Below are 24,197 nucleotides of genomic sequence, written 5' to 3'. Positions count from 1 at the left end.
CGGACCTGTTCAGCGCCGCCGTCACGTCACGGCTGCAACGGCCCGTTCCCGCGCGATTCCTTAAAGTGATTGTACCCTCTCGCTTCCACGAGGTCGATGATCCCGTTTGGCAAAACAGCGACGACTTCGCCATCCCCCGGTTCCACACGACCGATCTGCGTAACGCGGACACCCACCCCGTCAAAGCGCGCGAGAATGCGCGCAAACGCGAACGGCGGGGCTGTGCCAACCAATTGATAGTCCTCACCGCCGTACCACGCGTAGGTCAGTGGGTCTTCCCGCCTGCCGCGGGCGAAGTTTTGCACCGCGGGCGAGAGCGGGACGCGCGCCGCTTCGATGCGCAAGCGGACGCCGCTAGCCTTCGCGATCTCGTTGAGTTCACTCGCTAGTCCATCGCTGATGTCGTCCATGGACGTCGCACCGCTCTCGAGCAGAATAGGGCCAGCCTCCACTTGCGGCCGTGGTCTGCGGTGACGCTGGCGCAACGCGTACGCCTCGTCTGCAGGCACATAGGAGGGCATCGTCCGCGGCACGTCCATCCCGGGGGTGTGCGCGGTGTTGGCGGACGTCACGCCCGCAGTCGGCCGGTTTGGCATCATGCGGTTGGCCGCCTCTTGACTGACAGTTGGCTGCTGCAGCGCGAGTCCGGCCCCGGAGTCGCCGACTGTACCGGTCACAAACACCACGTCCCCTGGCTGCGCCCCGCTGCGCAAAACGGCCTGCCCGGCTGCGACGACGCCTTGGACGGTGCTCGTGACGACAAACGGTCCGCTCGTACCGACTACGTCGCCGCCGACGAGCCGACAGCCAGTGTCTGCACAGACGTCTGCCACGCCCTCGTAAAGTGCCTCGAGCGATGCGAGTTCTACATGTTCCGGGATGGCGATGGCGAGCACCACATGCCGCGCCCTCCCGCCCATCGCCGCCACGTCACTGACCGATGCTGCGACCGCCTTGTAGCCCACATCCGACCAATCCATCGTTTCCGGCAGGAAGTGCACGCCTTCCACCATCGTGTCTGTCGTCAAGACGAGGTCTTCGCCCGAACTGACTGTCAACACGGCCGCGTCGTCGCCGATGTCGACGCGAACGCCTGGCACCTCGCCAGCAACTGGCAGAGCCTCGGCGCCACTGCTCTGTGTGCGAGTCTGCAACCGGGAACGGTAGCAGTCAGTCAAATGCGCGATTAGCCCAAACTCTTCGAGCCCGCCTAGTTGTGCCACAGGCCAGACCTCCTCTACGGTTGAAACCGCTACGTCTCGGTACACCTATGTCTCGATACACCTACGTCTCGATACAGCGACGCTGGAAAACCTCTGGCGTGGAACGCTCTACACTTCGAACGCCGTCTCGCCGCCGACGATGGTGCGAAGGACTTTGGCGTCGCGGATGTCGTCCGGGTGTCGCGGTTCGACCACATCTCGGTCGATCACGGTAAAATCGGCGAGAGTGCCCGCAACAATTCGGCCCTTGCGGCCTTCCGAACCGTTCGCAAAGCATGCATCGGACGTAAACAGTTGAATTGCCTCAACAGGTGTCAATGCTTCCGCCAAGTTGTAACCCGGTTCAGTTCCGTCAGGCTGTCGCCTCGTCACAGCTGCATGCACGCCAAGGAGCGGCGAGACGGGCTCAATCGGCGCGTCCGACCCGCCAGCCAAGTGTAGCCCGCGCGCACGCATGGTGCGCCACGCGCCGACAGAAGCCGCCCGCTCTGGGCCAAGCCGGTCTGCCACCCAGGGAAAGTCGCTTGGCACAAACCGCGGCTGCACATCAATCACGGCACTCTCGCCAAGCCTCGCCATCCTGTGCAACAGGTCGGGCCGGACAAGTTCCGCATGGATGATCCGGTCGCGGGCGACGGGCGTGATCGCCCTAGTGGGCCTGCCAGCCCGCTCCAGTGCAGTCAAGACCGCGTCGAGCGCGGCGTCGCCAATGCAGTGGATCGCGACCGGAAACCCGAGGCGGCGTGCCTGTTGCACCCGCTCGGTCAGTTCCTCGACGGTGTACATCGGCGTGCCAGCGGTCTCTGAGGCATCGCTGTATGGGGCGGACAGCCAAGCAGTGCGACCGCCGAACGCGCCGTCAGAGAACAACTTCGCTGCGCCCACTTCCAGCCAGTCCGCGAGGTCAAGGTCGTTTCGACCGCTCAAGCGCATGCCGCCGTTGTGCGTCAAGCCCTCGCTCGAGCTGCCGGTCTGCCCGCTGCGCTGGCGTGTGTCGTGCGCTTGCGCGGCGGTTGTGTGCCCCTCGCCGCCTAGCAGCACCATGCGGGCCTCGGACAGAACATGCCAGTCGACCAATTCATGCACACGAAGCCTAACGCCTCGCTCAAGCAGACGACGGTACAGGCGCCACGTAGGCGCGAATCCGCCGAGGTTGCGCGTGTCGTCTGTGTGTACGGCCGTGACGCCGACGGCAAGCGCTGAACGCATTCCCACCTCAAGCGCGTGCTCCCAGTCCACTTCGGTCCAACTGGGAATGGCGCGAAGGAACGGGCGTGCAGCGTTTTCGTACACCCAACCGTTCAATTTCCCTGAGGCGTCGCGGCCGTACCTGCCATCAACGGGATCGGGTAAACTGGCCGACAGACCAGCCCGTTCGAACGCCACACGATTGGCGAGGTAGGCGTGTCGACACACTCGCGTGAGAAGAACCGGCCGGCCGCCCGCAGCGTGATCAAGTTCGTCGATCGTCGGCACACCGCCTTGCATGCGGTTGTCGTCCCATCCACTGCCCTGCACCCATGCTCCCGGTGCGAGTTTGCTAGCATGGCGAGTCACCCGCGCAAGCAGTTCACCGCGACTCCCGACTCCGGTGAGGTCGAGTGCGAGAGACTGCTCTCCAAGCGCGGCAACATGCAAGTGGCTGTCGACGAGCCCTGGTATGACCGTTGCACCGCCGACATCGAGCGTTCTCTCGATGTGGCCGGCAAACTGCAGGCGCAGCTCAGTCGCTGTTCCGACCGCAGCAATTGACGCCCCATCTACAACCACAGCGTCAAAGCGCGTGTTCTCATGGTCAAAGCAATAGCCGTTGGCACCGGTCAAGAGCCACACGCGCATTCCCTCCGATGGCTTGATTTCCCTCTATGATATCAGGATTGACGAACAGTCCCAAAAGGTCACAAGCAGCGGTCGTCCCGGCTTCTACGAAAGGACTGCGTCACGCAGCTAATCCGATTGATTGAAGCCACGAATTTTTGCTGCAGAGAGAGGATTTTGCCGGGTCGTGTCGAATCTGAAGAAGGCGTATGTCGCATTGTTATGTCGACGATCTACCGCGATTTGTTGCGGAGTCGAATCATCTCTTCAGGCAGGAGGAGTGGCTATTGTTGCGCGCCACACGAACTGCTCTCGCGGGATTGGTGGCTGTTGCGGCGCTGGCAGCCACGACGGTCACGCCGACGCAAGCTGCTTCACTCGCGTCTGAACAGCAGTTGATGAGTAAGTTGAAGTCGGAGTCCAACCAAACCTACGCGCAAATTTCGCAGGAAAAACTGCAGATGACGACCTTGCAGAGCACGGTCCAACAAGAACAGTATTCGCTCTCTAACGTCATGTCAGCAATCTCCCAGAACCAACAACAGATGGCACAGGTGAACGCACACATCGCAGCGTTGAATGTAAAACTGAAGGCGAATCAGGCCAAGCTGCAAACGGACAAGACCGACTTAATTGGACAAATTCGCTCAATGTACGAGAACGGTCACGTGTCGTACTTGAGCGTACTGATGCAGTCGACTAGTTTTGACAACTTGCTGTCGCGCCTCTACATGCTTGAGCAGATTACCAAAGCCCAAAAGAAACTGGTCGATCAGGTGACGGCCCTGCAGCAGGTCATCCTGACACAGCAGAAACAGCAGCAACTGCAGTACGCGACCTTGTCGACCAAGCGGGCTCAACTGCAGAGCTTCCAACACGCGGAGCAGGTATTGCAAACACAGCACCAACAAATGCTCGCGGCAGTCAAAGCGAACATCGGCCAACAGACTCGCCGCCGCACCCTGCTTGAGAGTCAGATTCACTTGACTGCTCAGCAGATTTCACAGATTGAATACGAAACGCAGTTGGCTGCCAAGGCAGCGCAGCACCACACCTCTGGAAGCCTGCCGACCGGAAACGCGCAGGCCATCATTCAGTTCGGCGAACAGTTCATGGGCACCCCGTACGTCTGGGGCGGGACAAGCCCGAATCCAGGCTTCGATTGCTCCGGCTTTACGCAGTTCGTCTTCGCCCACTTTGGCATTAACATACCGCGCACATCTGAGGAGCAGTACGCAGTTGGTGTGCCAGTCTCTGAGGCGAACCTGCAGCCGGGCGATCTGGTGTTCTTCAGCACCTACGCACCAGGAGCGTCACACGTCGGCATCTACGTTGGCAACGGCATGATGCTCGACTCCGAGGACATGGGCCTCGTGATCGACAACATCCACAACTCGTACTGGGGACCCAAGTACCTCGGCGCGCGCCAGATGATTAAGTAGGCGAGCCGCTCGCATCTGTAGCTGGCTGTAGCTGGCTGTAGCTGGCTGTAGCTGGAAGTCCGGGGGTATTTCTCAGGCCATTGGCCAGGAGATACCCCCCTTTTTATTGGGCTCCCGGTCCGCCTGCTGAACCGCGACGGCTTAGCTGCCTCCTGTACGAGGGCGCTATCGCTCCTATTACTCTATTGATGGGAAAATAGCCGTCTGCGGCTATTTTCATCACAATTTGTGCTCCGTAGGAGCATGAGGTTGGTGCTATACAGCCACACCCGCCCGTAATTACCGCCAAATTGGCGCTATTGACTACCATTGCGCCATTTTGGCGCTATGCGGCCACACCCCGCCCATAATTACCGCCAATTTGGCGCTATTGACCCCTATTGCGCCATTTTGGCGCTATGCGGCCACACCCCGCCCGTAATTACCGCCAAAATGGCGCTATTGGCCACCATTGCGCCATTTTGGCGCTATGCGGCCACACCCCGCCCATAATACCGCCATTTTGGCGCTATTGACCACCATTGCGCCATTTTGGCGCTATGCGGCCACACCCCGCCCATAATTACCGCCATTTTGGCGCTATTGGCCACCATTGCGCCATTTTGGCGCTATGCCGCCACACCCCGCCCGTAATACCGCCATTTTGGCGCTATTGACCACCATTGCGCCATTTTGGCGCTATGCCGCCACACCCCGCCCATAATTACCGCCAAAATGGCGCTATTGACCACCAATGCGCCATTTTGGCGCTATGCCGCCACACCCCGCCCATAATTACCGCCATTTTGGCGCTATTGATCACCATTGCGCCATTTTGGCGCTATGCCGCCACACCCCGCCCATAATTACCGCCAATTTGGCGCTATTGACCCCCATTGCGCCATTTTGGCGCTATGCGGCCACATCCCACCCGTAATTACCGCCAATTTGGCGCTATTGGCCACCATTGCGCCATTTTGGCGCTATGCCGCCACACCCCCGCCCGTAATACCGCCAAAATGGCGCTATTGGCCACCGTTGCGCCATTTTGGCGCTATGCCGCTGCACCCCACCCATAATTACCGCCAATTTGGCGCAATGCGAACGGGATCGCGCTGCCAATACCCCCAATTTGGCGCTCGCCCACTCACCATCCCACTCACCATCCCACTCACCATCCCACTCACCATCCCAACTCACCGACGCATTCCGAACCAGCATCGCAGACATGTCCGCCACGTTCCTGTCGTAAGCATAGATCGACGCGGACGAGAGTCTGCGAACTGTGCTGGGATACGGAGGGACGCCTGGTGCTGCAATGGTTTGGAACGTTCACCCACCACGTCTTCGCGCTTGGCTACCCGGGAATCGCGCTTGCCCTCGTGATCGAAGGTCTAGGCCTCCCGTTTCCAGGTGACGCCGTCATGGTTCTGTACGGATACGCCGCCGCCCAAGGCCACTTTACCTTCGTGGGCACGGTGGCGTGTTGCGTGGCCGGGTATCTCATCGGCACGGGCGTCGCGTACTGGGTCAGCTACCACTTTGGCCCCGAACTCGGTCGCTTCGTCAATCACTTTCCTGTGTTCAACAAGCGCACCATGATGCGCACCACCCGGCTCATCGATCGATACGGTGCCCTGTTGCTCATCCCAGGGCGTTTTTTGCCCGGGATCCGGTCCGTCAGTTCGTACGTCGCAGGCTTCGGACGCATGGATTTCCGGCCATTTCTCATCTACACTGGCATCAGCGCGATACTCTGGTGCGGTGGTTGGGTCGCAGCAGGATACTGGTTCGGCGAAAACGCCCAACTGATGATGCACACGCTACAAACGTATTTCGCCTACATCGCGGGGGTTGTCATTTTTGGCCTAATCGTATGGTGGCTAGCGCGGTACAGCGGCGCCCCTTCGCGGTGACCGGGCCGGACTGCTACAGTCGATCACGACCGTCCAAATCGATAGCAGCCGCTCCGCACCGAGCAGGAGCCCCCCGCGCCGCTAGCAAGCGGCCCGCGAACGGCCGCCTCGCGCCGATGACCTGGGGGCGCAGCAGTGGAGGTGCGCAGCAGTCCGGGTGCCCCGATGATGACGTCACACGCCCTGCGCGTTCAGCCAATCACGCCCGTGCTCACGAGCAGGTCCAGCCACCAGTCCTTCATGGCCCGAGGAGGTAGCATGAAACTCGTCAAACTCGAACTATGTACGAAAAATGCCCCACTCGGATCACGCAGCGTCGCACAGCGGGTTGTAGCGGAGCAACCGCAGGCCGCGATCCGTCAGTGGGCGCGTCTCGGTCCTTGCGAGCACTGCGCAAAGCGGCCGTTCCTGCTCGTCAACGGGGTTTCCTATGTGATTTCGGATGACGCAGATGCGTTGTACGAAAAAGTGTGCCACTTGTTAAGTCAGCCCGGCGAATAGCAGAAGGTGGCAGACGATAGACAGCAGACGATAGACAGCAGCAGGCTGCCCTCTGCTTGCATCCCGAGGACAGCCTGCGCGACTCAACGCCGAACGTTTGCCTGTCTGTGACTCCGGACGTTAGCCAACCGTAGTCGTCGACGTGTCGATCAGGCTTGCGCCAATCGACTTCACAATACTGCCTTGTGGTAGCGCGAAGATGTTTTTCGATACGATGAGAGCCATCGCAGCGTCCACCTTCGAGTTATCGACGGGTTGCACTGGGGTCGGCACATCAATGTGCACCTTCTTGTTTTGGTCCGTCATGAACTGCATCTGCAGGACTGTCTTCTCGGCCATGTCTGTCACCTCCCTCTCGTAGCTCGCAAATCCACTAGCTCGTGAATGCACTAACCTGATTACACCAGACCGTTTTGGTCGACGCGCGCAATCCCCAGCAGTGTTTGGCTCGACAAGCCAGCGAGGGCCTGTCCGACTGCGAGGACGTCATCGTCCGCCGAAGTTGGCGAGACGTTGGCGTAGGTCTGGTTCTTCACTTTGGGCTGCCCGGTCGCCGTAGTTCCGTTCTGAAACTGAAGCTGCAGGTGACGCGACAATGCAGTGACTGTTGCCATTGTGCCTTCCCCTCCTCCTGCGCGGCAGGTTGTCTTTCGCCCGCGCATTGGAAGAGATGTAGCTACTCCGCGCAATAGGGGACGCTGCCCGCTGCTTCCACCAGCCCTCGAAACAAACCGAGAAACTCCGGTGCCGTTCGCCACAGGTTCTCCGGATGCCATTGGACGGCGACAACAAACGGTTGTCCGGCATTCGAGCCCAACTCGAGCGTGCCTGCACGCTTGCGTCGGTCGCCCGCGACCTGCAACTCGACCTGAAACTCGACTGCTTCAATCAAACCGTCGTCATCCCAAGCAACCGCGCGCAGCGACGGCGCGAGTTGCTGTACTGCCTGGTGATGATAGGAGTTCGTCCGAAGTTTTCTCTTCTGACCGAGCAGCGTGTAGATGCGGCTGTCGGGATCAATGTGCACGGTGTGACTCATGTGGTGTCGCGGTGCCTTCTGACTGTGCTGGATTTTGCTCTGCTTGGTGCGCCCCAAGTCTTGAACCAGCGTTCCACCGAAAGCGGCGTTCATCAGTTGCAGTCCGCGGCAGATACCAAACACCGGTTTGCCCATCCGCATCACCTCTCGCAGCAGGCGAATCTCAAGTCGATCCCGTTGCGGATAGACGACGCCAAGTCCAACTTCCGGTTCGCTGCCGTAGGTAGCGGGATCGACATCATTGCCTCCCGTCAACAACAATCCGTCGATGCGCTCTGCCACCGCCCGGACTGCGTCCTTGGTCGCCAGATACGGGATGAGCAGGGGTACACCGCCCGCTGCTTCCACACCTTGACTGTAGTCGTCAGAGAGCTGTGCCCCGAGTAAGTCCGGCCCCGGGGTCGACAGGTTTAAGTTGTGGCGATAACACGTCAGTCCAATCAATGGCTTCAACAAAAACCCCACCTTCCGCCTAGGGCGTCGGGTGGGGTTGTGTCGTCATCAGCTAGGCAGCGCCCGCGCAAATACCCGCGCAAAGAGGAACGCTATTCGAACTTGAGCGCCGCGCAAACGGGCACAATCAACGTCTGCGTTCGTGGCCTCAATCCTCGTGCCAGCTTGCCATGTAGGCCTCTTGTGTCGGAGACAGTTCATCCACCCGGACGCCCCACGCCTCAAGCCGCATACGAGCGACCTGCGCGTCGATGTCCTTCGGGATCGTATGCACGCCAGGCGGGAGGGTGTTCTCGACGACTGCCCGCAGACCGAGCGCCTGCAGCGCAAACGTCATGTCCATCACTTCAACAGGGTGACCGTCGCCAGAAGCGAGGTTGACTAGGCGGCCCTCAGCAAGCAGGTAGACGCGACGCCCATCCTGAAAGCGAAACTCCTCGACGTTCTTGCGCACCGTGCGCACCGAAGAGGCGAGCGCGTTCAGGTCTGGCTTCGAGATCTCGACGTCAAAGTGCCCGGCGTTGGCCAGCACCGCGCCGTCCTTCATGACCTCAAACGCCGGGCGGGTAATGCAGTCGCGATCACCAGTGACCGTGACGAAGAAGTCCCCGACCTTCGCAGCTTCGACAATCGGCATCGCTTCAAACCCGTCCATGACGGCCTCGAGCGCCTTCACTGGGTCGACTTCACACACCACAACGCGCGCTCCAAGCCCTTTGGCGCGCATCGCGACACCTTTGCCACACCAGCCGTAGCCGACGACAACCGCCGTCTTGCCTGCGACGACGAGGTTCGTCGTGCGCATAATGCCGTCCCACACCGACTGACCTGTGCCATAGCGGTTGTCAAACAGGTACTTGCAGAGCGCGTCGTTGACGGCCATCATTGGGAACTTCAGACTACCCTCCGCGGCCATCGCGCGCAGGCGTAAAATGCCGGTAGTCGTCTCTTCACAGCCGCCGATGATTTCGCTCGTCTGCTCGGGCCTCTCACGGTGCAGGGTTGCGACCAAGTCCCCGCCGTCATCAATGATTGCGTCCGGGTGGAAGTCGAGTAAGTGGTCGAGGTGCATCTTGTACTCTTCGTCGGTGGCCCCATGCCAGGCGTAAGCGGTCACACCGCGGTCGACAAGTGCTGCCACTACGTCGTCTTGGGTGGACAGCGGGTTGCTCGCGGCAACGGCGACTTCGGCTCCGCCTGCTTGAATGGCAAGGGCGAGATACGCTGTCTTTGCTTCAAGGTGAAGGCAGATCGCGATGCGCTTACCCGCAAACGGCCGCTCCTGCATGAACTGCTCACGCAGTCGATTGAGCAGCGGCATATGGGCCCCTACCCAGTCAATCTTGAGGTGTCCAACTGGTGCCAAAGCAATGTCGCGAATCAGCGAATCCGCAACTGAGTTCCCTGTACGGACCTGTGTCGTCTCAGGCTTGTCCATGTGTTCACACTCCCTAATGGCATAAAAATAGAGACGTCGGCTTGTACGCAGCGTCTCCCTCCCTTTGCACTGGCGACCACCAGACGACCGCGCGGAGCGATACGGTTCGAAATCGACCAGTCTTAGAAATCGACCAGTCCAAGACTGATCTGCAGTGCCTCGTTCACCAGTTTCATCATCCGCTCGTCTAAGTGGGTGATTTTGTCTGTCAAGCGCTGTTTGTCGATCGTCCGAATCTGCTCAAGCAGAATCACCGAGTCGCGGTCAAGGCCGTATTCCTCCGCCATAATCTCGACGTGCGTCGGCAGTTTGGCCTTCTGAATCTGCGCAGTGATAGCAGCGACGATGACCGTGGGGCTGAACCGATTGCCAATGTTGTTCTGAATCACGAGGACAGGTCGAAACCCGCCCTGCTCCGAACCAACAACGGGCGACAAGTCGGCAAAAAAAACATCCCCTCGCTTGACATTCAAGCTGTCACACCCCACTTACCAGTCGCTCAACCGTTCCTCCTGCCTCTTGCTCCAAAGGAAATGACTCAGATGCGATGCGCAGGTTAATCCGTGCCATTTCCAAGTACCCCTGCTGCATCGAGTTGCGGATCTCGAACTTGCGTTGCTCGGTCAGATACTGCCGCATGGCCTCCCGAATGAGCTCGCTCCGATTCGATCTCGCCCGTTCGACCAAGTCATCTACTTGTTCCACCAACTGCATCGGCAGGTAGACGACAATTCGCTTGCTGTCAGACACGTGCGGCACCCCCACAACGATACGGTCACTTTTCTTACTCATTATACCGATGGGCATTTGCCAGTGTCAAAGTGCTACGACCACTCTTGGAACGCGCGGTGACAAGGCGCACATTAGCTCATACGAGATAGTCCCAGCTAGGTCGGCCAATTCGTCCAGTGACAGGATAGATGCCGAATTTCCGGCGAAAAAAGCCGGGCCGACAAAAGCGTTCAAGTCGGTCGCAGCCGCCGCTGACAGACGCTCGGCCGTCCAGTCTTCCGGCGCACTGCGGCCATACAGTGTTGCGCAGTCCCCGACGGTAACCTCGGGCAGAGCGGTGACGTCAACCATCAATTGATCCATGCAGACGTTCCCAACGACAGCTGCACGTCGCCCTTGGAACAGGACCGATGCGCGGTTGGACAGAATGCGAAAGTATCCGTCTGCGTACCCAACTGGCAGCGTGGCGATGCGCATCTCTCGAGGCGCCGTAAATGTCGCCCCGTAGCCGACCGTGTCGCCTGCCTGTAGCGTCGCGACGCGCGTCACACAACTGTACAAGTTGAGCGCCGGGACTAGGGGCACAGGACTGTCAAACGCTCCTGCCGGTCCGTAGCCGTACGCCGCAATGCCGACGCGCACCATGTCAAAGTGCCAGTCCGGACGCCGCAGGGCGGCAGCACTGTTGGCTGCATGCACAACCCCCGGGTCGATGCCTGCCTCCCGAAGTGCCGAGAGTGCCTCCTGGAAGCGCTCAATTTGCGCCTCTGCGTGCGCCAGCGACGACGCGTCCGCACAAGCGAGGTGCGTGAACACACCTGAGAGTTCTAGTCGTTCAGAAGACACTATCCGCTTCGCGAGGAGGACAGCGTCGGCGGCCGAGCGGACGCCAAGGCGGCTCATGCCGGTGTCAATTTTGAGGTGGACTTTCGCCCGCAAGCTCTGTCCGGGGGATTCCACACACGCACCTGTAGGTATCAGCGATGGAGTCGGCCACGGAATTTTGTCAATCTCATCGACCTCCTCGAGCCGGCCGAGGGTCACGGTCACACCAAACTCTGCTGCTTGGCGCACACCAACCGCTGAACTCACGCCGAGAACCAGAATCGGCGCGGTCACATCAGCTTCTCGCAACGCGACCGCTTCTTCCACACTAGCGACGCCGAGGTCTGTGGCGCCGCCAGCTAGGGCCGCCTCTGCAGCCGCTGCTGCGCCGTGTCCGTACCCATCGGCCTTGACGGCGACGAGGAGGCGTTTATGTGATTCCAACAGGCTGCGAACGGCAGCGACATTGGTGCGAATGGCAGGGGCATCAACGACGGCAAAGGTAGGTCGAAACAACGCGGTCACCTCTTCTGGCGTGTACCGATCGTGGACAAGACAGTTCCCGCAAGTACGGAAACGCGTACTGTCAGTTATCTTATCACGCCTTGCCGATGGAGTGACCAGTCATTTGTCCCCAAAACGAGCGCGCCGCTCGAGGCCTTGGCCTTCGAACCGGCGCGCTCTATGGGAGTTGCGAAGGGCGCGACCTTACTTGCCAATTTGGCCAAAGGTCGATATTGCAACAGCTTCCATCTCCGTGGGGCTCAAGCTCGAAGACGTCAGTGAAAACTCAACGCCGTTTTGCAACCACATCAACTGATGCGTCTTCCCTGCAGTTGTCTCCAGTGCTGGCACGCCGTACAGGTCGACAAGACTGGCGTTTGGCAGCCCGGCTGCTCCCGGACCAGGGCGGAACTCAGACAGCGTAAATCCGTCCGGCCCCGTATAACGCAACAAGTAGTCGTTTTGCGCCATTGGTTCTGCCACGTCCAACTTGTCTTGGAAGGTCGTCGTCGGCAGGACATAGCCAAACTCGGACTGGCTGACCGCCGTCGTTTTAGCTGTTCCGCTCGATGCAAGCTTGTACGGGTCAAAGTCTGCGTTCTGGAACGTCACACCGGTCTGGAACGATGTGAACTTGATCAGAACGACTGCCGTACCCTGTTTGTCGTAGAGAACGACCTGCGTCGGCTTCATCGTCTTACTGCTGATCTCGACCTTCTCTTTGGCGACCACGTCGTTTGCCGGTGTGATTGGCAGTTCGAACGTGTATGTGCCATTCGCCTCCGTCATCTTCGCCTGCTTTTGGCTGGCACTCTGGATGACCTGCTGAAGAATCTGGTCGTACAGGTAGATGTGACCCTGATTCTGCGCCCAGTTCCCATTAAAACGAAACACCTTTTGCAGCGACGGGCTGACGATGTACATACCGTTGTTGTTCTTGACGATAATCTGGTTGACGTTCTTGCTGCTGTCGCCAAGTTCAATACGGTACTGATTCGGCCCTTCGTAGTTAGTGTGGATGTAATAGGTCTGCGAAGTGTTGTCGGTCTGCACCGTCATCATGGCAGTGCTGGTGTAGTTCTGCTGGGACAGTGTCTGTGTCTCTGACTTCAACTTGTTGACCATCGTGTCTTGAGAGGGGGCCCCACAGCCCGCGACCAACGCGACAGTCAGTCCTGCTGCCGCAATCAAGCCAATCACTTTGCGCATACTCCACCTCGCCTTTCTTCGACAAGCGAGATCACAACGAGGAGCTGTCGGGTCCTGACTGTTCAGCCAGGCGGATGGCGCGTGCAAGCTGGTTCGTCACATCGGTGGCCATAACACTGTGCTCGGAGTACAGAGCGCCAGCGAGTTCACCGGCCCGACCGTGCAGCCAGGCACCTGCACTAGCTGCAGCAAACGGTTCGGCGCCTTGCGCGAGCAAGCCCCCGATGACGCCAGCTAGCACATCTCCCGTGCCCGCTGTCGCGAGTGACGCGTCACCAGTGGGATTCACACGGAGGCGTCCGTCCGGGTGCGCGATGATGGACCGGTAGCCTTTGAGCACGACGATGCTCCCCGTCTGCAGAGCAGCGGCTCGAGCTGCCTCAACGCGGCGCGCCTGTACTTGCGGCACCGTCCAGCCAAGGAGTCTGGCACACTCTTTGGGATGTGGCGTCAACACCCGCGGTTGGTCCAGCGCACAGGGGTTACCTTCGCCGACACAGAGGCGCAAACCGTCAGCATCGAGCACGAGCGGTCCCTTGAACGTGTGCCACCAGGACGATACTGCTGAAGTGGTGCGGCCGAGACCCGGGCCGAGCACCAGCGCTTGGCAGTCGGCAAATGCAGCCCCATCCGAAGCTGCACGCTGCACAAATTCCAGCGCTGCCCCAGGGACGGGAGCGTCCTGCCAGCCGAGCACCACCAGTCCGGCACCCACACGGGCGGCGCCGAGTCCCGCAAGCTGCGCTGCGCCAGACATCTCACCGACGACTACACCGAGGCGGCCAAATGACCCTTTGTGGCTGTCCTCTCTTCGCCGTGACAGCGAACTTCGCACTACCTCTGCTGTCACAAACGCCTCGGCAGCCTCCTGCGGCAGGTAAATACCGATGTCCGCCACAACGACTTCGCCAGCGTACAGACACCCTGGTGTGACGGCGGTCCCGAGTTTCTGAGCTGCCATCGCGACGGTCTCGTCAGCGTGTACCGCAACGCCAGGCACTTCGCCAGTGGTTGCGTTCACGCCCGTCGGAACATCTGCCGCGATGACGTAGCCAGGCGCGCGGCCCAACACTTCGACAAGCTCAGCCAGCCGACCGCTCAGCGGCCTCGTCGCTCCCGTGCCTAACAGCGCGTCGACGTAGACATCTGCAGGCGGTAACGGCTTTGCCGGGTCGAATACCTGCACGCGCACGCCGAACGCCACAGCGCCCTGCGCCGCAGCAAGGGCGTCTCCCTGAAGTGAAGTGGCGTCAATCAGCGACACCACATCGACCTCTGGTACGCCTTTGTGGGCAAGCCAGCGTGCCGCTGCCCAGCCATCCCCACCGTTGTTGCCCTTGCCGCAGAGCACTACGACGCGCTTGGGTGCTTTGGCGAGGACACGGTCAGCAATGGCTTTCCCTGCGTGGTCCATCAACACCAACCCGGGTACACAGCGCCTCTCCATCGTTTGCCTGTCGAGCTCCTGCATGCGTTCACTCGTCACAAGAATCACCGGGTACCCTCCCCGAGGATTGATATACGTATATTCCGCCCGTCCCACTGTTAGTACAAACCTGCCAAGCCTGACGAGCCCTCCGGTTGTTCCCAGACCGCCGCGGCAAGCGCTACCTCGGCGGTGTGCGAGATGGACACGTGCCACACCCCGGCTGCTGCCTCTAGCCACTCTGTGTCCGCTTGTCCGTGCGGCGTCCAGACCACGGTCGGTCTGCCCCATTCGTTTGGTGTTACAGCGACTCGCGCCATGTGCAGGTGCCCAAGCCCGCGCCCGAGCGCCTTCGCGATTGCTTCCTTGGCCGCAAACCGGCCCGCGAGGTATTCTGCCTGCCGCCGCTGTGGCAACTGGTGGATGCTAGCCAGTTCTAAAGGTGCTAGCACACGCGTCAGCAACTTGTCGCCTTGGCGCCGCCACAGTTCCTCCACGCGCGCCACTTCCACAACATCCGTTCCGAGTCCCCGAATCATCAGCGCCCTCCATTCCAACTTCACGAACAACGTCCGCCCTCTGGTCGCAGCGATTGCCTGCTTGTCCTAGTTTTACTTGTACCTCAATCGCGTGCCGTTGTCGAAGCCAGCGTCATTGGTGTTCACACCATGACGTGGCTTTGGCACCGCACCACCGCAGCCCTGCCTCGGGAACTCCCAGTGGTCCACTACCCGTCTGGATGAAGCCACGTCACATCTGTGACGGAGACAACCCCCTGGTCGCCGACCAAGGCCGCCAGGTCTTCCACATGGGGTTCGAGCTGCTCGCGAAAATCGACGACTGTCATGACGACGGGGATGTCGGAGTTGCGCGAGAACCAGCGCGCTTTGTGAATCCGTCGGCCGTCGCCGAAGCCACAAAGACCGCGTGCGGTCGAGATCCAAAAGATATTTCGCGCTCGCAGGAACTCGGCTGCTGCCTGATAGACAGGTTTTCCATCCACCTTGTTGCCTTCCAGCGTGTACACCTGCACCTGCAGGCCAGCCCTTGAGCGGTCGGCAAACGCATATGTGGGACGGTTCACTCGCTTCCCCTCCTTGCGCTGTTCGGGATGGAACTGCTCAACATCGCTCGCAACGACAATTCCGTGGCGACCGATGGTCCGCTTCGCATCTTCCACAAACTCTGGCCACCGTCCGGTGTCGTCCACGAATTCCAGCCATACGGGCAGTTCGTTCGACTCAATTTCACTTTCTACGCTCCGAAATCCACGCGCACGCTGTCCACCTTCGACCTGCGTCACGACCGTGGCGCCCGGCAGTCCACTGCGCATCGCTTGCGCGAGTAGGCGGCGATACAAAAGCAGTCCACTGCGCGCCTCCGCTCCACTCCAGATACCCACCTGCAAACGCACCGCTTGGTGCTTTTCCGTCACTGTCACTAACCCCTCTCTCCGACTCAGCCCAGGGCAAACCGTTTTGGTCGTCACTCTGACAGTGCAACAGCGCCCGTTTTGTGGCACAATAGGGCGTACAGATTGTACGTGTTAGTTTGCGTGTAGAATCAGGATATGCGGCCGCTGTGGGCAAGGTGCTGGCCGGAAGGTGAGGAGAACCGGATTGCATGAGGTGATTCATCTCGCGGTGCGTGCCTTCTTGATTTTGGGAACCGCTGTGCTGTTTACTCTACTAGTCACGAAGCGTCCTGGCGCTCCCGCTCACTACACGGTCAAGCGGGTGGTCGCACTGTTCGTGGTCGGCGCCGTCATCGGCGTCGTGTTCTGGACAGCACAGTCCATGTACGCATTGCCTAAAACGTTGGCCTGAACACGAAAAACACCCTAGCCCGTGAGCAGCAGTGCTGCTCACGGGCTAGGGTGTTTTTATGCCTTTGCGCCTGCAGTGCGCAGCTAAGCTGTCTAATCCGGCTCCTCGACAGTCCAAAACCGGCTGTACTGTTCAATGATCACGTCTTTGCCTAAACTCACGCTCGGGCGCGGGTTGTTGATCGTAAACGGAATGACCAAGCGACCGCATGTCGGGCAATTCCAAGGGCGGTTGAACTCTGCACTGGAGTACGCTGGCTCATTGCAGTGTGGACAAATAGCCGATGGCATAGACAGCCCCCTCAGTTCCATTTCCTTCATTTTCTTCTTCATTCCCTACCGCGTCAATCCGAACGCACACGTGCAGGGACTGCACGGAGTGTTTTACTCCATGACCGGGACAGCAGTTGCGCCCTTTGGTTTGAGCCTGCGGCTGGCGCGGATAGCGGCCTCTTTTTTGTTGCCAAAGAACAGTACGAGGACAAACGCTACCGTCGTCAGGCCCGCGGCGACCCAGAACGCGTCGTTCATTCCCATCACGAAGGCGTGCGCCTGCAGGACACCGGACATCTCAGTGACTGCTGCAGTCTGGGCGTTCGCTGGTGACATCCCTTGCGCTTCGAAGGCCTGCACAATTCTGGCGATGTCCTGTCCCTGCGGTGTAAACGGCGTGACGTTCTGCGCCATGACCGCGAAGTGAAACTTCTCACGCTGGTCGAGAATACTCGTCAAAACCGCGACCCCGAGAGAAGACGCGACCTGGCGAGAGGTGTTAGAGACTGCCGACCCTTGGCTGATCAACCGTGGCGGCAGCAAGTTCATGCCAGCCGTCATAATCGGCATCATCGTCAGTCCCATCGCGACCTGTCGAAAAAAGTACAACCACTGCACGTGCCCGACAGAGGTAGCCGGTGACAGTCGCGTGAAGCCGATGGTGACGATTGTCATCCCCGCAAGTCCGACAATGCCAAGCGGCCGCGCGCCGATGCGGTCGAACAGTCGCCCAGCGATTGGCATCATGACGGCGCTGCCGAGCGCTGCAGGCATCATCAACAGCCCAGTGCGCATGGCCGACAACCCGACAATGTTTTGCAGGTAGATCGGCAGAAAGAAAATCCCCGTAAAGAGCGCAATTTGAATGAGTGCACCGATGATTGTGCTCATGGTGAACAGATAGTCCCCGAAGACTCGGAAGTCGATCATCGGATGCTCTACGTTCAGCTCAACAATCACCAGAGACACCACGCAGATGACTCCAAGTGACACAAATCCAAACACCGTCGGCGAACTCCAGCCGTCTGAAGCGACATTGTTCAGACCGTACAGCAAACTAAAAAACCCGACTGTGGACAGTGTAAACCCCCACTTGTCGAAGCGGTGTGAGGTGTGGTGAGCAAACTCGTGCATAAACATGAGCCCAAGCAACATCTCAATGATGCCAATCGGCACGTTCAGGTAGAAAATCAGGCGCCAGCTCGCATACTCGACCAAGTAACCGCTCAGTGTCGGCCCAATGGCTGGTGCAACCATGATTGAGATCCCGAAGATGCCCATGACAGAACCGCGACGGTCGGGCGGAAAGATGCGAAAAATCATCGCCTGTGCCACAGGCATCATCAGGCCGCCGCCAATGGCCTGGATGAGCCGGAACATAATAATCGAGCCTGTGCTCCACGAAGCTCCACAGAGTGCAGAACCGAGGGTAAAAACAGTGAGAGCAAACAGAAACAAGTGTTTAGCGCCGAACCGGTCAGTGAGCCAGCCGGAGATGGGAATCATCACGCCCATCATCAGCATGTAGCCGGTCAGCACCCATTGGATTTGCGTCGTCGAGGCGTTGAAGGCATTTTCCATGGTAGGAATGGCGACGTTGACCACGCTGGTGTCGAGCACTGCCATGAACACGCCAAGTACAATGATAAACACCTGCAAGCCAGGCGACTTCATTCGGCTGATTTCATATTCGTGGTGTGCGTGTTCCATCACTCGCGCTCCCTTACCTTGACCTTGAGGGCCCGCGTCGCGAATCCCCAGCAATCATTTTATCGGATAACAATTCGATTGCCAAATAAAATTGACAATGCGTTGCCAGACCGCAACTGAATAACTCTCGGTGTGCGACCTTCCTGCGGATTATGATACAGTGAACCTTGAAGCATCATACCGCCCTGACATGCAGACATTCAAGGAGGAACCGCACTTGATCATTATGAAGAGCCGCTACGAAATTGACCTGATGCGCGAAGCAGGAAAAGTCGTAGCCGCCTGTCACGCTGGACTTGCGGATTTCATTAAGCCGGGAGTCACAACCGGACAAATTGACACTTTTGTCGAGTCGTTCATCGAGCGCCACGGCATGACCCCGGCGCAAAAAGGTTACAAAGGCTACCCGTACGCAGCGTGCACGTCAGTGAACGACGTGATTTGCCATGGCTTCCCGGGCGACTATGTACTCAAGGACGGCGACATCATTACCGTCGATATGGTGGCACTGCACAAGGGTCTGCACGCCGACTCTGCGTGGAGCTACGCGGTCGGGAACGTTTCACCGGAAGCGATGCGGCTGCTCGAGGTGACGAAGAAGTCGCTGTTTGTGGGCATTGAGCAAGCAGTCGTCGGAAACCAAATCTCAGACATTGGGCACGCCATTCAAACTTATGTAGAAGCTGAAGGACTGTCCGTTGTCCGCGATTTTATCGGCCACGGCATTGGCCGCGACATGCACGAGAGTCCAGAAGTGCTGCATTACGGGCCGCCGCACAAAGGCCCGCGCATCCGCCGCGGCATGACGTTCACGATTGAGCCGATGGTGAACACCGGCAGCTATGAGACTACGGTTGACGCTGACGGGTGGACTGCTCGTACCGTCGACGGGAGCCTCAGCACGCAGTACGAGCACACACTCTACATCACCGACAACGGGCCCGAAATCTTGACCCAGTTGTAATCACGAATGGGCATCGCAGCGCCAGTGATAGACCGAGCCGTTTGCGAGGCGGCCCGTATCACGGGTCGCCTTACAAGTGCAGGCTGGCACCGACCAAGCCGAGTGCGTACGACACAACACCTACGATGACCCCAACCGCCGTCATCTCCAAGCCACTCGCCCACCAACTGCGCACGGTAATGAGCGACTTTGCGGCGCCGACCGCAAAGTGTGCCGCGATGCTGATGATGGCCGCAGCGATCATCGCAGGAATACCCTTCATAAAGAAAAACGGGATCAGCGGAATGATACCGCCGACCAGCGTCGATCCACTGCCGAACAGGGCTGAACGCCACGGGCTGCCCGTGCTGGTCTCGTGAATGCCAAGTTCCTCCGCAGCCATCGTCTTGAGCAACTCATCGGGGTCACTCGCAATACGGTCCGCAATGTCCTTCGCCTCTGCAGTCGAGAAGCCCTTCAATTCGTACAACAGCGCAAGCTCTTCCGCCTCGTGCGCGGGGTCCTCCGCAATTTCCTGCCGCTCCCGCGCAAGCTCGCTCTCCATCAGTTCATTTTCCGATTTCGTTGCAAGCCAGGCTCCGGCGCCCATCGACAGCGTGCTGGCAAGCGCGCCAAACAGACCGCTCATCAGCACGTATTTGCCGCCTGTAAAGCCGGCGACACCCGAGATGATGCCGAAGATAGCCCCGAGTCCATCGTTGACGCCGTAGATGGCATCCCCGACCCAGTCACCGCTGTTGCCACGGTGCCGCTCCTCGCCCCACAGGCCGTGGAGCCTGCTCTTCGCTGACCCGGCAGGCCGCTTAGCCAAGTCGGTCACAACGGAATCGTGATCGGCTTCATCTTTGTCGATCACGTCGAGCACCTGCACGATTTCCGGGTCGTCGATCACGTTACGCTGCGATTGATACCAGGCCGCGTTACCGTTCTCAACCTCCTCAATCTGCTGCAACAGAATTGCCTGAGGTACGCCTTTGCGGTTGCGCATCGCGGTTGCGGCAGCCGGTATCGTGCTCTGCAAGTCTGTGATGTCGACGCCCTGGGCCTGCAAGCGCTCCTCCCACAAGCGAGCGTGCTTGCGTTCTACGTCAACGAGTTGACTGAGGATTTGCCGGCGACGGTCGTCGCTCTCCATGTCTGCGGCCGCCTGATAAAGTTGTACTGCCATCATTTCACGACGCCAGTTCTCTTTCAGCGTTTTGATCAGATATGCCTGATTTCCCTGCATCACGGGCGGTGGTCCACCTCCGTTAACCATTTGGGGTCTACATCGAAATGCGCGTTTGCGAGCGCTTTGGCCAGCACATGCAACGGTGTGCGCGCAACTTCACGGTACATCTTCTGTGTATACACGTGCTTAGCGCGCGGCAACTCCCGTCGCAGTTGCTTGCGCAGCTTCATCCCGGACTCGTCAGCATCTACAAATACGTACACGTCCTCGTCTTCGAGCCGTTCGGCTATTTCTAGTAATTCCTCGTAACCAATCGTCCCGCGCGTGCAAACAAATGAAACGGGCTCGCGCAGCACCTGCTCGAGCCTCTCGCGATCGGTTTTCCCTTCGACAATCAGCACCTTTTCACCGACAGGTTCGACCTTGAACAAGCGGATGCCTCCTACACGTCCTCCCGAACAGCCACTGTCTGCGTGAGGCACGGCCGGTACACCTCTGTACGGCACGGAATGCCGTTTTCACGCCAGGAGAGCGTCATTTGGTCCGCGACCTGCCAAGCGGCGACTTCATCCGTACACCAGGCGAGAAGCGATGGCCCAGCCCCGCTCAGCGTCAGTGCCAGTGCGCCGCTGCGCAGTGCCGCATGCCGTACGTCATCATATCCCGGAACCAAGGAGCGTCGATACGGCTCATGCAACCTGTCGGAGAACCCACCCCGCAGTAATTCTAGGTTGCCAGTGCAGAGAGCGAGTGTCAACCGCGAGGCCTGGGCGATGTTAAAAACCGCGTCCGCCCGCGTGACGGTGGGAGGTACCACCGTGCGCGACTGCTCGGTGTGCAGGGTGAAGTACGGCACAGCGACGACGAAGTACAGATTGTCCGGGACTGGGATGGCGAACGTGTGCGTGCCGTGGTCGTCGACATAACTGAGACTAGCGCCACCCGTCAGGGCTGGCGCAACGTTGTCCGGGTGGCCCTCAAGCTCGACCGCCAAATCGAGTAGTTCTCTGTGCGACAGGGCCTGTCCTCCTGCCTCAATAACCAGTTCGTTGGCGAGCAACAGGCCGCCGACGATGGCCGAAGCGCTAGAGCCAAGTCCCGAAGCAACCGGAATGTGGTTTTCGAGGGTGAGTTTCCACTCCCGTTCGACGGCGGGGTTCCCTGCCCGCTCGAACAAGACCTCCATTGCCTGCACCACAGCGTTCTCCCGAGTGGTTGGCAAGAGATTCGCGGACTCGCCCGTGATCTCAATCGAAAACGGATGCCCTGTCTCGACCGACATCTCGTTGTAGACATCAAGGGCCAAGCCCATACAGTCAAAGCCCGGCCCCAGGTTCGCGGACGTAGCTGGGACACGAACGTAATACTTCATAAAGAAGACTCCAGTACTTGTGACACGGCGTGCATGTTGGCGTCGACGACCTCTGTCTGAGACCGGCTCAACTTCATGGCGCTGTCTGGGTCTTTCAAACCGTTGCCGGTCAGTACGCAGACAATCGTCTGCCCGCGCTCGATGCGGCCAGCCTCTGCAAGTTGCAAGAGACCTGCGACGGAGGCAGCGGAAGCTGGTTCCGCTAACACCCCTTCTGTGGCGATCAACTGGTAAGCCTCGCGAATCTGGTCGTCAGTCACCGACTCGATGGCCCCTCCGGAGTCGCGTGCTGCTGCGACCGCGAGTTCCCAGGAGGCTGGCTTGCCAATGCGGATGGCTGTGGCGAAGGTCTCTGGGTGGTCGATCGGCTCACCTCTGACAATTGCGGCCGCCCCCTCGGCCTCGAAGCCGAACATGCGTGGGGTATTCTCGACTTTGCCTCCGTCGCGGTAGGCGCAAAAGCCTTTCCAGTACGCACTGATATTCCCTGCATTTCCGACAGGGATGCACAGCAGGTCCGGCGCCTGTCCGAGTGCGTCGCACACCTCGAAGGCCGCGGTCTGCTGACCGTCTAATCGATACGGGTTAATCGAGTTCACGACAGTTACGGGCATGGTCTCACTGAGCTCGCGGACGAGGGTGAGCGCCTCGTCAAAGTTGCCGCGGATTGCGATAATCTTCGCTCCGTACATCATCGCCTGCGCGAGTTTTCCAAGCGCGACGTAGCCGTCCGGGATCAAAATGACAGCCTGTAAGCCTGCACGCCCGGCATACGCTGCCGCTGCGGCCGACGTGTTTCCTGTCGATGCACAGATGACGGTTTTCGACCCCTCCTCAGCCGCTTTCGCGACGGCTAGAACCATGCCGCGGTCTTTGAACGATCCGGTCGGGTTCGCCCCCTCGTACTTGAGGTAGACATCCGCTCCCAAACGTTCACTGAGGCGCACCGATGGAATCAAAGGCGTGTTTCCTTCACACAGGGACAAGCGCGGGGTTTGGTCATTTAACGGCAGCCAGTCTGCGTAACGATTAAGAATCCCACTCCATCTCTCTGTACTTCGGTCTACGTGCGCGACGTCGGCCGCCTCCTCTCTGGCGGGCCAGCCGCTCTCGCAGCTGGTCAAAATTGATTAGTCCTATTATTCATAGAATGTCGTCTGCTGTCAACGCGGATGACCGGCCTGAACCGACCGACGCGGCTTGTCAGAGAGCCCTTTCTCGCCTGCGTAACTGACACCTGTCCACCCATCCTGTCAGGCCGCGTCATGGAGTGACAAGAGTGACGCAGAGAGGAGGATACGCAGATGGCTCACGGGCACGTCAAATCAACAGCCGCTAAAGCTCGGAAACGCGTGCTGCGACCTGCTCCCGCAGGCGTGGCACTCTCCCCTGCAACACCACGGGACCGAGCAGCAGCGGACACAGAACAGTGTTTTCTGCCGCTCTTCCTGCTGTTCGGTCTGGGCGCTGGTGGTTGGGCGGCTAGGCGGCGTGGATACGGACAGTATGGGGCAGGTTACGGTGCTGGCTATGGCCCATTTGGTGGGTTTCGTGGTTTTTCTGGTGGTATGGGCGGCTATGCTGGCGGTTATGGCGCAGGCTATGGTGGCGGTCCTGGATATGGCGCAGGCATGGAGGGTTATGGCGGCGGTTATGGCAGCGGTGGCTACGGGGGTAGGATGGGTGGCTGGCCGTTTATCTTCTAATTGATTGATGAGTGCGACTAGACCGCCGACCTAAGGCATCTGCTCAGCACCTCCGTTCGACACCGTAAGGTAACCCAGGGTGGTATCCCCCTGGGTTACCTTACGTCCGCTGAATCATCGTGATCATCAGATGCATGACGTGGTTGTGCCGGTGGCGGACAGAGCAGGACGGTCACCCGCTTTCCCACACCTTGGCCACCTGTAGTGAACCCCATTGGACCGGTCCATTTCCCGCTCTGTGGTATAGTTATAAAGGAAGTACTGTTGGTGCGAGGATGGAGGCTCATACGTTGATGCTCGAAGAGGTCGAAGACTCCGAACTTCAGGAACGCCTGTGGAAGACAGATGGACCGCTTGTCGTATTTTTCCACACACCTCTATGCGGCACATGTAAGGTCGGACGAAAGATGCTGACCGTTGCCCTCGCTGCTCTGCCGGAGGTCCCGTCAGTCGCCTGCAACCTGAACGCAATGCCACACTGGGCACAGGACTGGCAGATCAGCAGCGTTCCCTGCCTGCTTGTCGTGGAGCGCCTGAAAGTAGTGGAGCGTGTCTACGCATTTGAGTCGGCTGGTCACCTTTTCCGCGTACTGCAACCGTACTGTAGTTGAACCGTTCAACCTGCCGTCGTCTGAAATAACCCTCTGCTACCCTCAAAATCAATCATTCCA

The 24,197-nt window shown here is 59.3% G+C and carries 26 protein-coding genes; 7 read left to right on the top strand and 19 right to left on the bottom strand.

Going from position 1 to position 24,197, the window contains the following annotated elements:
- Positions 1–26: 26 nt before the first annotated feature.
- On the bottom strand, positions 27–1,223 hold the full coding sequence (gene thiL / locus JC200_RS13725) for a thiamine-phosphate kinase (protein WP_274432261.1): 1,197 nt from the start codon (positions 1,221–1,223) through the stop codon (positions 27–29).
- Positions 1,224–1,331: 108 nt separating this feature from the next.
- Positions 1,332–3,056, bottom strand: coding sequence for an amidohydrolase (locus JC200_RS13720; protein ID WP_274432259.1), 1,725 nt, complete (start codon positions 3,054–3,056; stop codon positions 1,332–1,334).
- A gap of 272 nt (positions 3,057–3,328) precedes the next feature.
- Here JC200_RS13720 and JC200_RS13715 point away from each other — a divergent pair, with 272 nt between their 5' ends.
- From JC200_RS13715 to JC200_RS13705, 3 genes are all read left to right on the top strand, one after another.
- Positions 3,329–4,483 (top strand): C40 family peptidase, encoded by a 1,155-nt coding sequence (locus tag JC200_RS13715; protein WP_274432258.1) that lies wholly within the window; start codon positions 3,329–3,331, stop codon positions 4,481–4,483.
- Positions 4,484–5,772: 1,289 nt separating this feature from the next.
- A complete protein-coding gene (locus JC200_RS13710; RefSeq protein ID WP_274432257.1) occupies positions 5,773–6,378 on the top strand; it encodes a DedA family protein in 606 nt (201 codons plus the stop codon).
- 135 nt (positions 6,379–6,513) lie between these two features.
- Positions 6,514–6,879, top strand: coding sequence for a DUF1450 domain-containing protein (locus JC200_RS13705; RefSeq protein ID WP_274432256.1), 366 nt, complete (start codon positions 6,514–6,516; stop codon positions 6,877–6,879).
- A gap of 120 nt (positions 6,880–6,999) precedes the next feature.
- Here JC200_RS13705 and JC200_RS13700 read toward each other — a convergent pair whose 3' ends face one another.
- From JC200_RS13700 to JC200_RS13650, 11 genes are all read right to left on the bottom strand, one after another.
- Positions 7,000–7,218 carry a DUF2922 domain-containing protein gene (locus tag JC200_RS13700; RefSeq protein WP_274432255.1) on the bottom strand — a complete coding sequence of 73 codons (219 nt, stop codon included), beginning with the start codon at positions 7,216–7,218 and terminating at the stop codon, positions 7,000–7,002.
- Between the two features lie 59 nt (positions 7,219–7,277).
- Entirely contained in the window at positions 7,278–7,493 is a 216-nt protein-coding gene (locus JC200_RS13695) for a DUF1659 domain-containing protein (protein ID WP_274432254.1), read from the bottom strand.
- Between the two features lie 62 nt (positions 7,494–7,555).
- Positions 7,556–8,371 carry a gamma-glutamyl-gamma-aminobutyrate hydrolase family protein gene (locus tag JC200_RS13690; RefSeq protein WP_274432253.1) on the bottom strand — a complete coding sequence of 272 codons (816 nt, stop codon included), beginning with the start codon at positions 8,369–8,371 and terminating at the stop codon, positions 7,556–7,558.
- Positions 8,372–8,519: 148 nt separating this feature from the next.
- The gene (locus JC200_RS13685; protein ID WP_274432252.1) at positions 8,520–9,809 is read right to left on the bottom strand and encodes an adenosylhomocysteinase; all 1,290 of its coding nucleotides are present in this window, start codon (positions 9,807–9,809) and stop codon (positions 8,520–8,522) included.
- A gap of 122 nt (positions 9,810–9,931) precedes the next feature.
- On the bottom strand, positions 9,932–10,282 hold the full coding sequence (locus JC200_RS13680; protein WP_274432251.1) for a type II toxin-antitoxin system PemK/MazF family toxin: 351 nt from the start codon (positions 10,280–10,282) through the stop codon (positions 9,932–9,934).
- 4 nt (positions 10,283–10,286) lie between these two features.
- Positions 10,287–10,601 carry a CopG family ribbon-helix-helix protein gene (locus JC200_RS13675; RefSeq protein ID WP_274432250.1) on the bottom strand — a complete coding sequence of 105 codons (315 nt, stop codon included), beginning with the start codon at positions 10,599–10,601 and terminating at the stop codon, positions 10,287–10,289.
- A gap of 24 nt (positions 10,602–10,625) precedes the next feature.
- Positions 10,626–11,882 (bottom strand): alanine racemase, encoded by a 1,257-nt coding sequence (gene alr, locus JC200_RS13670; protein WP_274432249.1) that lies wholly within the window; start codon positions 11,880–11,882, stop codon positions 10,626–10,628.
- Between the two features lie 192 nt (positions 11,883–12,074).
- Positions 12,075–13,079: a LolA family protein gene (locus tag JC200_RS13665; RefSeq protein ID WP_274432248.1), complete on the bottom strand. Its 1,005-nt coding sequence runs from the start codon at positions 13,077–13,079 to the stop codon at positions 12,075–12,077.
- Positions 13,080–13,110: 31 nt separating this feature from the next.
- Positions 13,111–14,574: an NAD(P)H-hydrate dehydratase gene (locus JC200_RS13660; protein WP_274432247.1), complete on the bottom strand. Its 1,464-nt coding sequence runs from the start codon at positions 14,572–14,574 to the stop codon at positions 13,111–13,113.
- Between the two features lie 50 nt (positions 14,575–14,624).
- Positions 14,625–15,044 (bottom strand): holo-ACP synthase, encoded by a 420-nt coding sequence (acpS, locus tag JC200_RS13655; protein ID WP_274432246.1) that lies wholly within the window; start codon positions 15,042–15,044, stop codon positions 14,625–14,627.
- A gap of 188 nt (positions 15,045–15,232) precedes the next feature.
- On the bottom strand, positions 15,233–15,940 hold the full coding sequence (locus tag JC200_RS13650) for a DUF190 domain-containing protein (RefSeq protein WP_274432245.1): 708 nt from the start codon (positions 15,938–15,940) through the stop codon (positions 15,233–15,235).
- A gap of 184 nt (positions 15,941–16,124) precedes the next feature.
- Between JC200_RS13650 and JC200_RS13645 the strand changes: the two genes are divergently transcribed.
- Complete coding sequence (locus JC200_RS13645) at positions 16,125–16,331, top strand: hypothetical protein (protein WP_274432244.1); 207 nt, start codon at positions 16,125–16,127, stop codon at positions 16,329–16,331.
- A 92-nt stretch (positions 16,332–16,423) separates the two neighbouring features.
- Here the strand turns inward: JC200_RS13645 and JC200_RS13640 are convergent, their stop codons facing one another.
- Both JC200_RS13640 and JC200_RS13635 read right to left on the bottom strand, forming a co-directional pair.
- Positions 16,424–16,621 (bottom strand): hypothetical protein, encoded by a 198-nt coding sequence (locus JC200_RS13640; protein WP_274432243.1) that lies wholly within the window; start codon positions 16,619–16,621, stop codon positions 16,424–16,426.
- Between the two features lie 93 nt (positions 16,622–16,714).
- Positions 16,715–18,313 (bottom strand): DHA2 family efflux MFS transporter permease subunit, encoded by a 1,599-nt coding sequence (locus JC200_RS13635; protein WP_274432242.1) that lies wholly within the window; start codon positions 18,311–18,313, stop codon positions 16,715–16,717.
- A gap of 217 nt (positions 18,314–18,530) precedes the next feature.
- On the opposite strand from JC200_RS13635, the gene map reads away from it, so the two are divergent.
- A complete protein-coding gene (gene map / locus JC200_RS13630) occupies positions 18,531–19,277 on the top strand; it encodes a type I methionyl aminopeptidase (RefSeq protein ID WP_274432241.1) in 747 nt (248 codons plus the stop codon).
- Positions 19,278–19,347: 70 nt separating this feature from the next.
- Here the strand turns inward: map and JC200_RS13625 are convergent, their stop codons facing one another.
- From JC200_RS13625 to thrC, 4 genes are read right to left on the bottom strand one after another with little or no spacing between them, the layout of a single operon-like run.
- Entirely contained in the window at positions 19,348–20,505 is a 1,158-nt protein-coding gene (locus JC200_RS13625) for a demethoxyubiquinone hydroxylase family protein (protein ID WP_274436547.1), read from the bottom strand.
- A complete protein-coding gene (locus JC200_RS13620; RefSeq protein WP_274432240.1) occupies positions 20,505–20,879 on the bottom strand; it encodes a toprim domain-containing protein in 375 nt (124 codons plus the stop codon). The genes JC200_RS13625 and JC200_RS13620 overlap by 1 nt, the downstream gene beginning before the upstream one ends.
- A gap of 11 nt (positions 20,880–20,890) precedes the next feature.
- Positions 20,891–21,820, bottom strand: a complete 930-nt coding sequence (gene thrB, locus JC200_RS13615; protein WP_274432239.1) for a homoserine kinase — start codon at positions 21,818–21,820, stop codon at positions 20,891–20,893.
- Complete coding sequence (gene thrC / locus JC200_RS13610; RefSeq protein ID WP_274436546.1) at positions 21,817–22,857, bottom strand: threonine synthase; 1,041 nt, start codon at positions 22,855–22,857, stop codon at positions 21,817–21,819. Before thrC ends, thrB begins: the two co-directional genes overlap by 4 nt.
- A gap of 267 nt (positions 22,858–23,124) precedes the next feature.
- Between thrC and JC200_RS13605 the strand changes: the two genes are divergently transcribed.
- Both JC200_RS13605 and JC200_RS13600 read left to right on the top strand, forming a co-directional pair.
- Positions 23,125–23,526, top strand: coding sequence for a hypothetical protein (locus JC200_RS13605; RefSeq protein WP_274432238.1), 402 nt, complete (start codon positions 23,125–23,127; stop codon positions 23,524–23,526).
- A 293-nt stretch (positions 23,527–23,819) separates the two neighbouring features.
- Positions 23,820–24,137 (top strand): thioredoxin family protein, encoded by a 318-nt coding sequence (locus tag JC200_RS13600; RefSeq protein ID WP_274436545.1) that lies wholly within the window; start codon positions 23,820–23,822, stop codon positions 24,135–24,137.
- The last annotated feature ends 60 nt before the right edge of the window (positions 24,138–24,197 follow it).

The sequence above is a fragment of the Alicyclobacillus sp. ALC3 genome (assembly GCF_028751195.1).
In the GTDB taxonomy this organism is placed as follows: domain Bacteria; phylum Bacillota; class Bacilli; order Alicyclobacillales; family Alicyclobacillaceae; genus Alicyclobacillus_L.
This window is presented reverse-complemented; position numbering and strand designations above follow the sequence as displayed.

Bases quoted from the DNA above. Each gene is read 5' to 3' on its own strand.
- acpS (WP_274432246.1), bottom strand. From the start codon at position 15,044: ATGATTCGGGGACTCGGAACGGATGTTGTGGAAGTGGCGCGCGTGGAG.
- JC200_RS13640 (WP_274432243.1), bottom strand. From the start codon at position 16,621: ATGCCATCGGCTATTTGTCCACACTGCAATGAGCCAGCGTACTCCAGT.
- JC200_RS13605 (WP_274432238.1), top strand. From the start codon at position 23,125: ATGGCTCACGGGCACGTCAAATCAACAGCCGCTAAAGCTCGGAAACGC.
- JC200_RS13635 (WP_274432242.1), bottom strand. From the start codon at position 18,313: ATGGAACACGCACACCACGAATATGAAATCAGCCGAATGAAGTCGCCT.
- JC200_RS13625 (WP_274436547.1), bottom strand. From the start codon at position 20,505: ATGCAGGGAAATCAGGCATATCTGATCAAAACGCTGAAAGAGAACTGG.
- thrB (WP_274432239.1), bottom strand. From the start codon at position 21,820: ATGAAGTATTACGTTCGTGTCCCAGCTACGTCCGCGAACCTGGGGCCG.
- JC200_RS13600 (WP_274436545.1), top strand. From the start codon at position 23,820: ATGCTCGAAGAGGTCGAAGACTCCGAACTTCAGGAACGCCTGTGGAAG.
- JC200_RS13700 (WP_274432255.1), bottom strand. From the start codon at position 7,218: ATGGCCGAGAAGACAGTCCTGCAGATGCAGTTCATGACGGACCAAAAC.
- JC200_RS13685 (WP_274432252.1), bottom strand. From the start codon at position 9,809: ATGGACAAGCCTGAGACGACACAGGTCCGTACAGGGAACTCAGTTGCG.
- JC200_RS13675 (WP_274432250.1), bottom strand. From the start codon at position 10,601: ATGAGTAAGAAAAGTGACCGTATCGTTGTGGGGGTGCCGCACGTGTCT.
- JC200_RS13695 (WP_274432254.1), bottom strand. From the start codon at position 7,493: ATGGCAACAGTCACTGCATTGTCGCGTCACCTGCAGCTTCAGTTTCAG.
- JC200_RS13665 (WP_274432248.1), bottom strand. From the start codon at position 13,079: ATGCGCAAAGTGATTGGCTTGATTGCGGCAGCAGGACTGACTGTCGCG.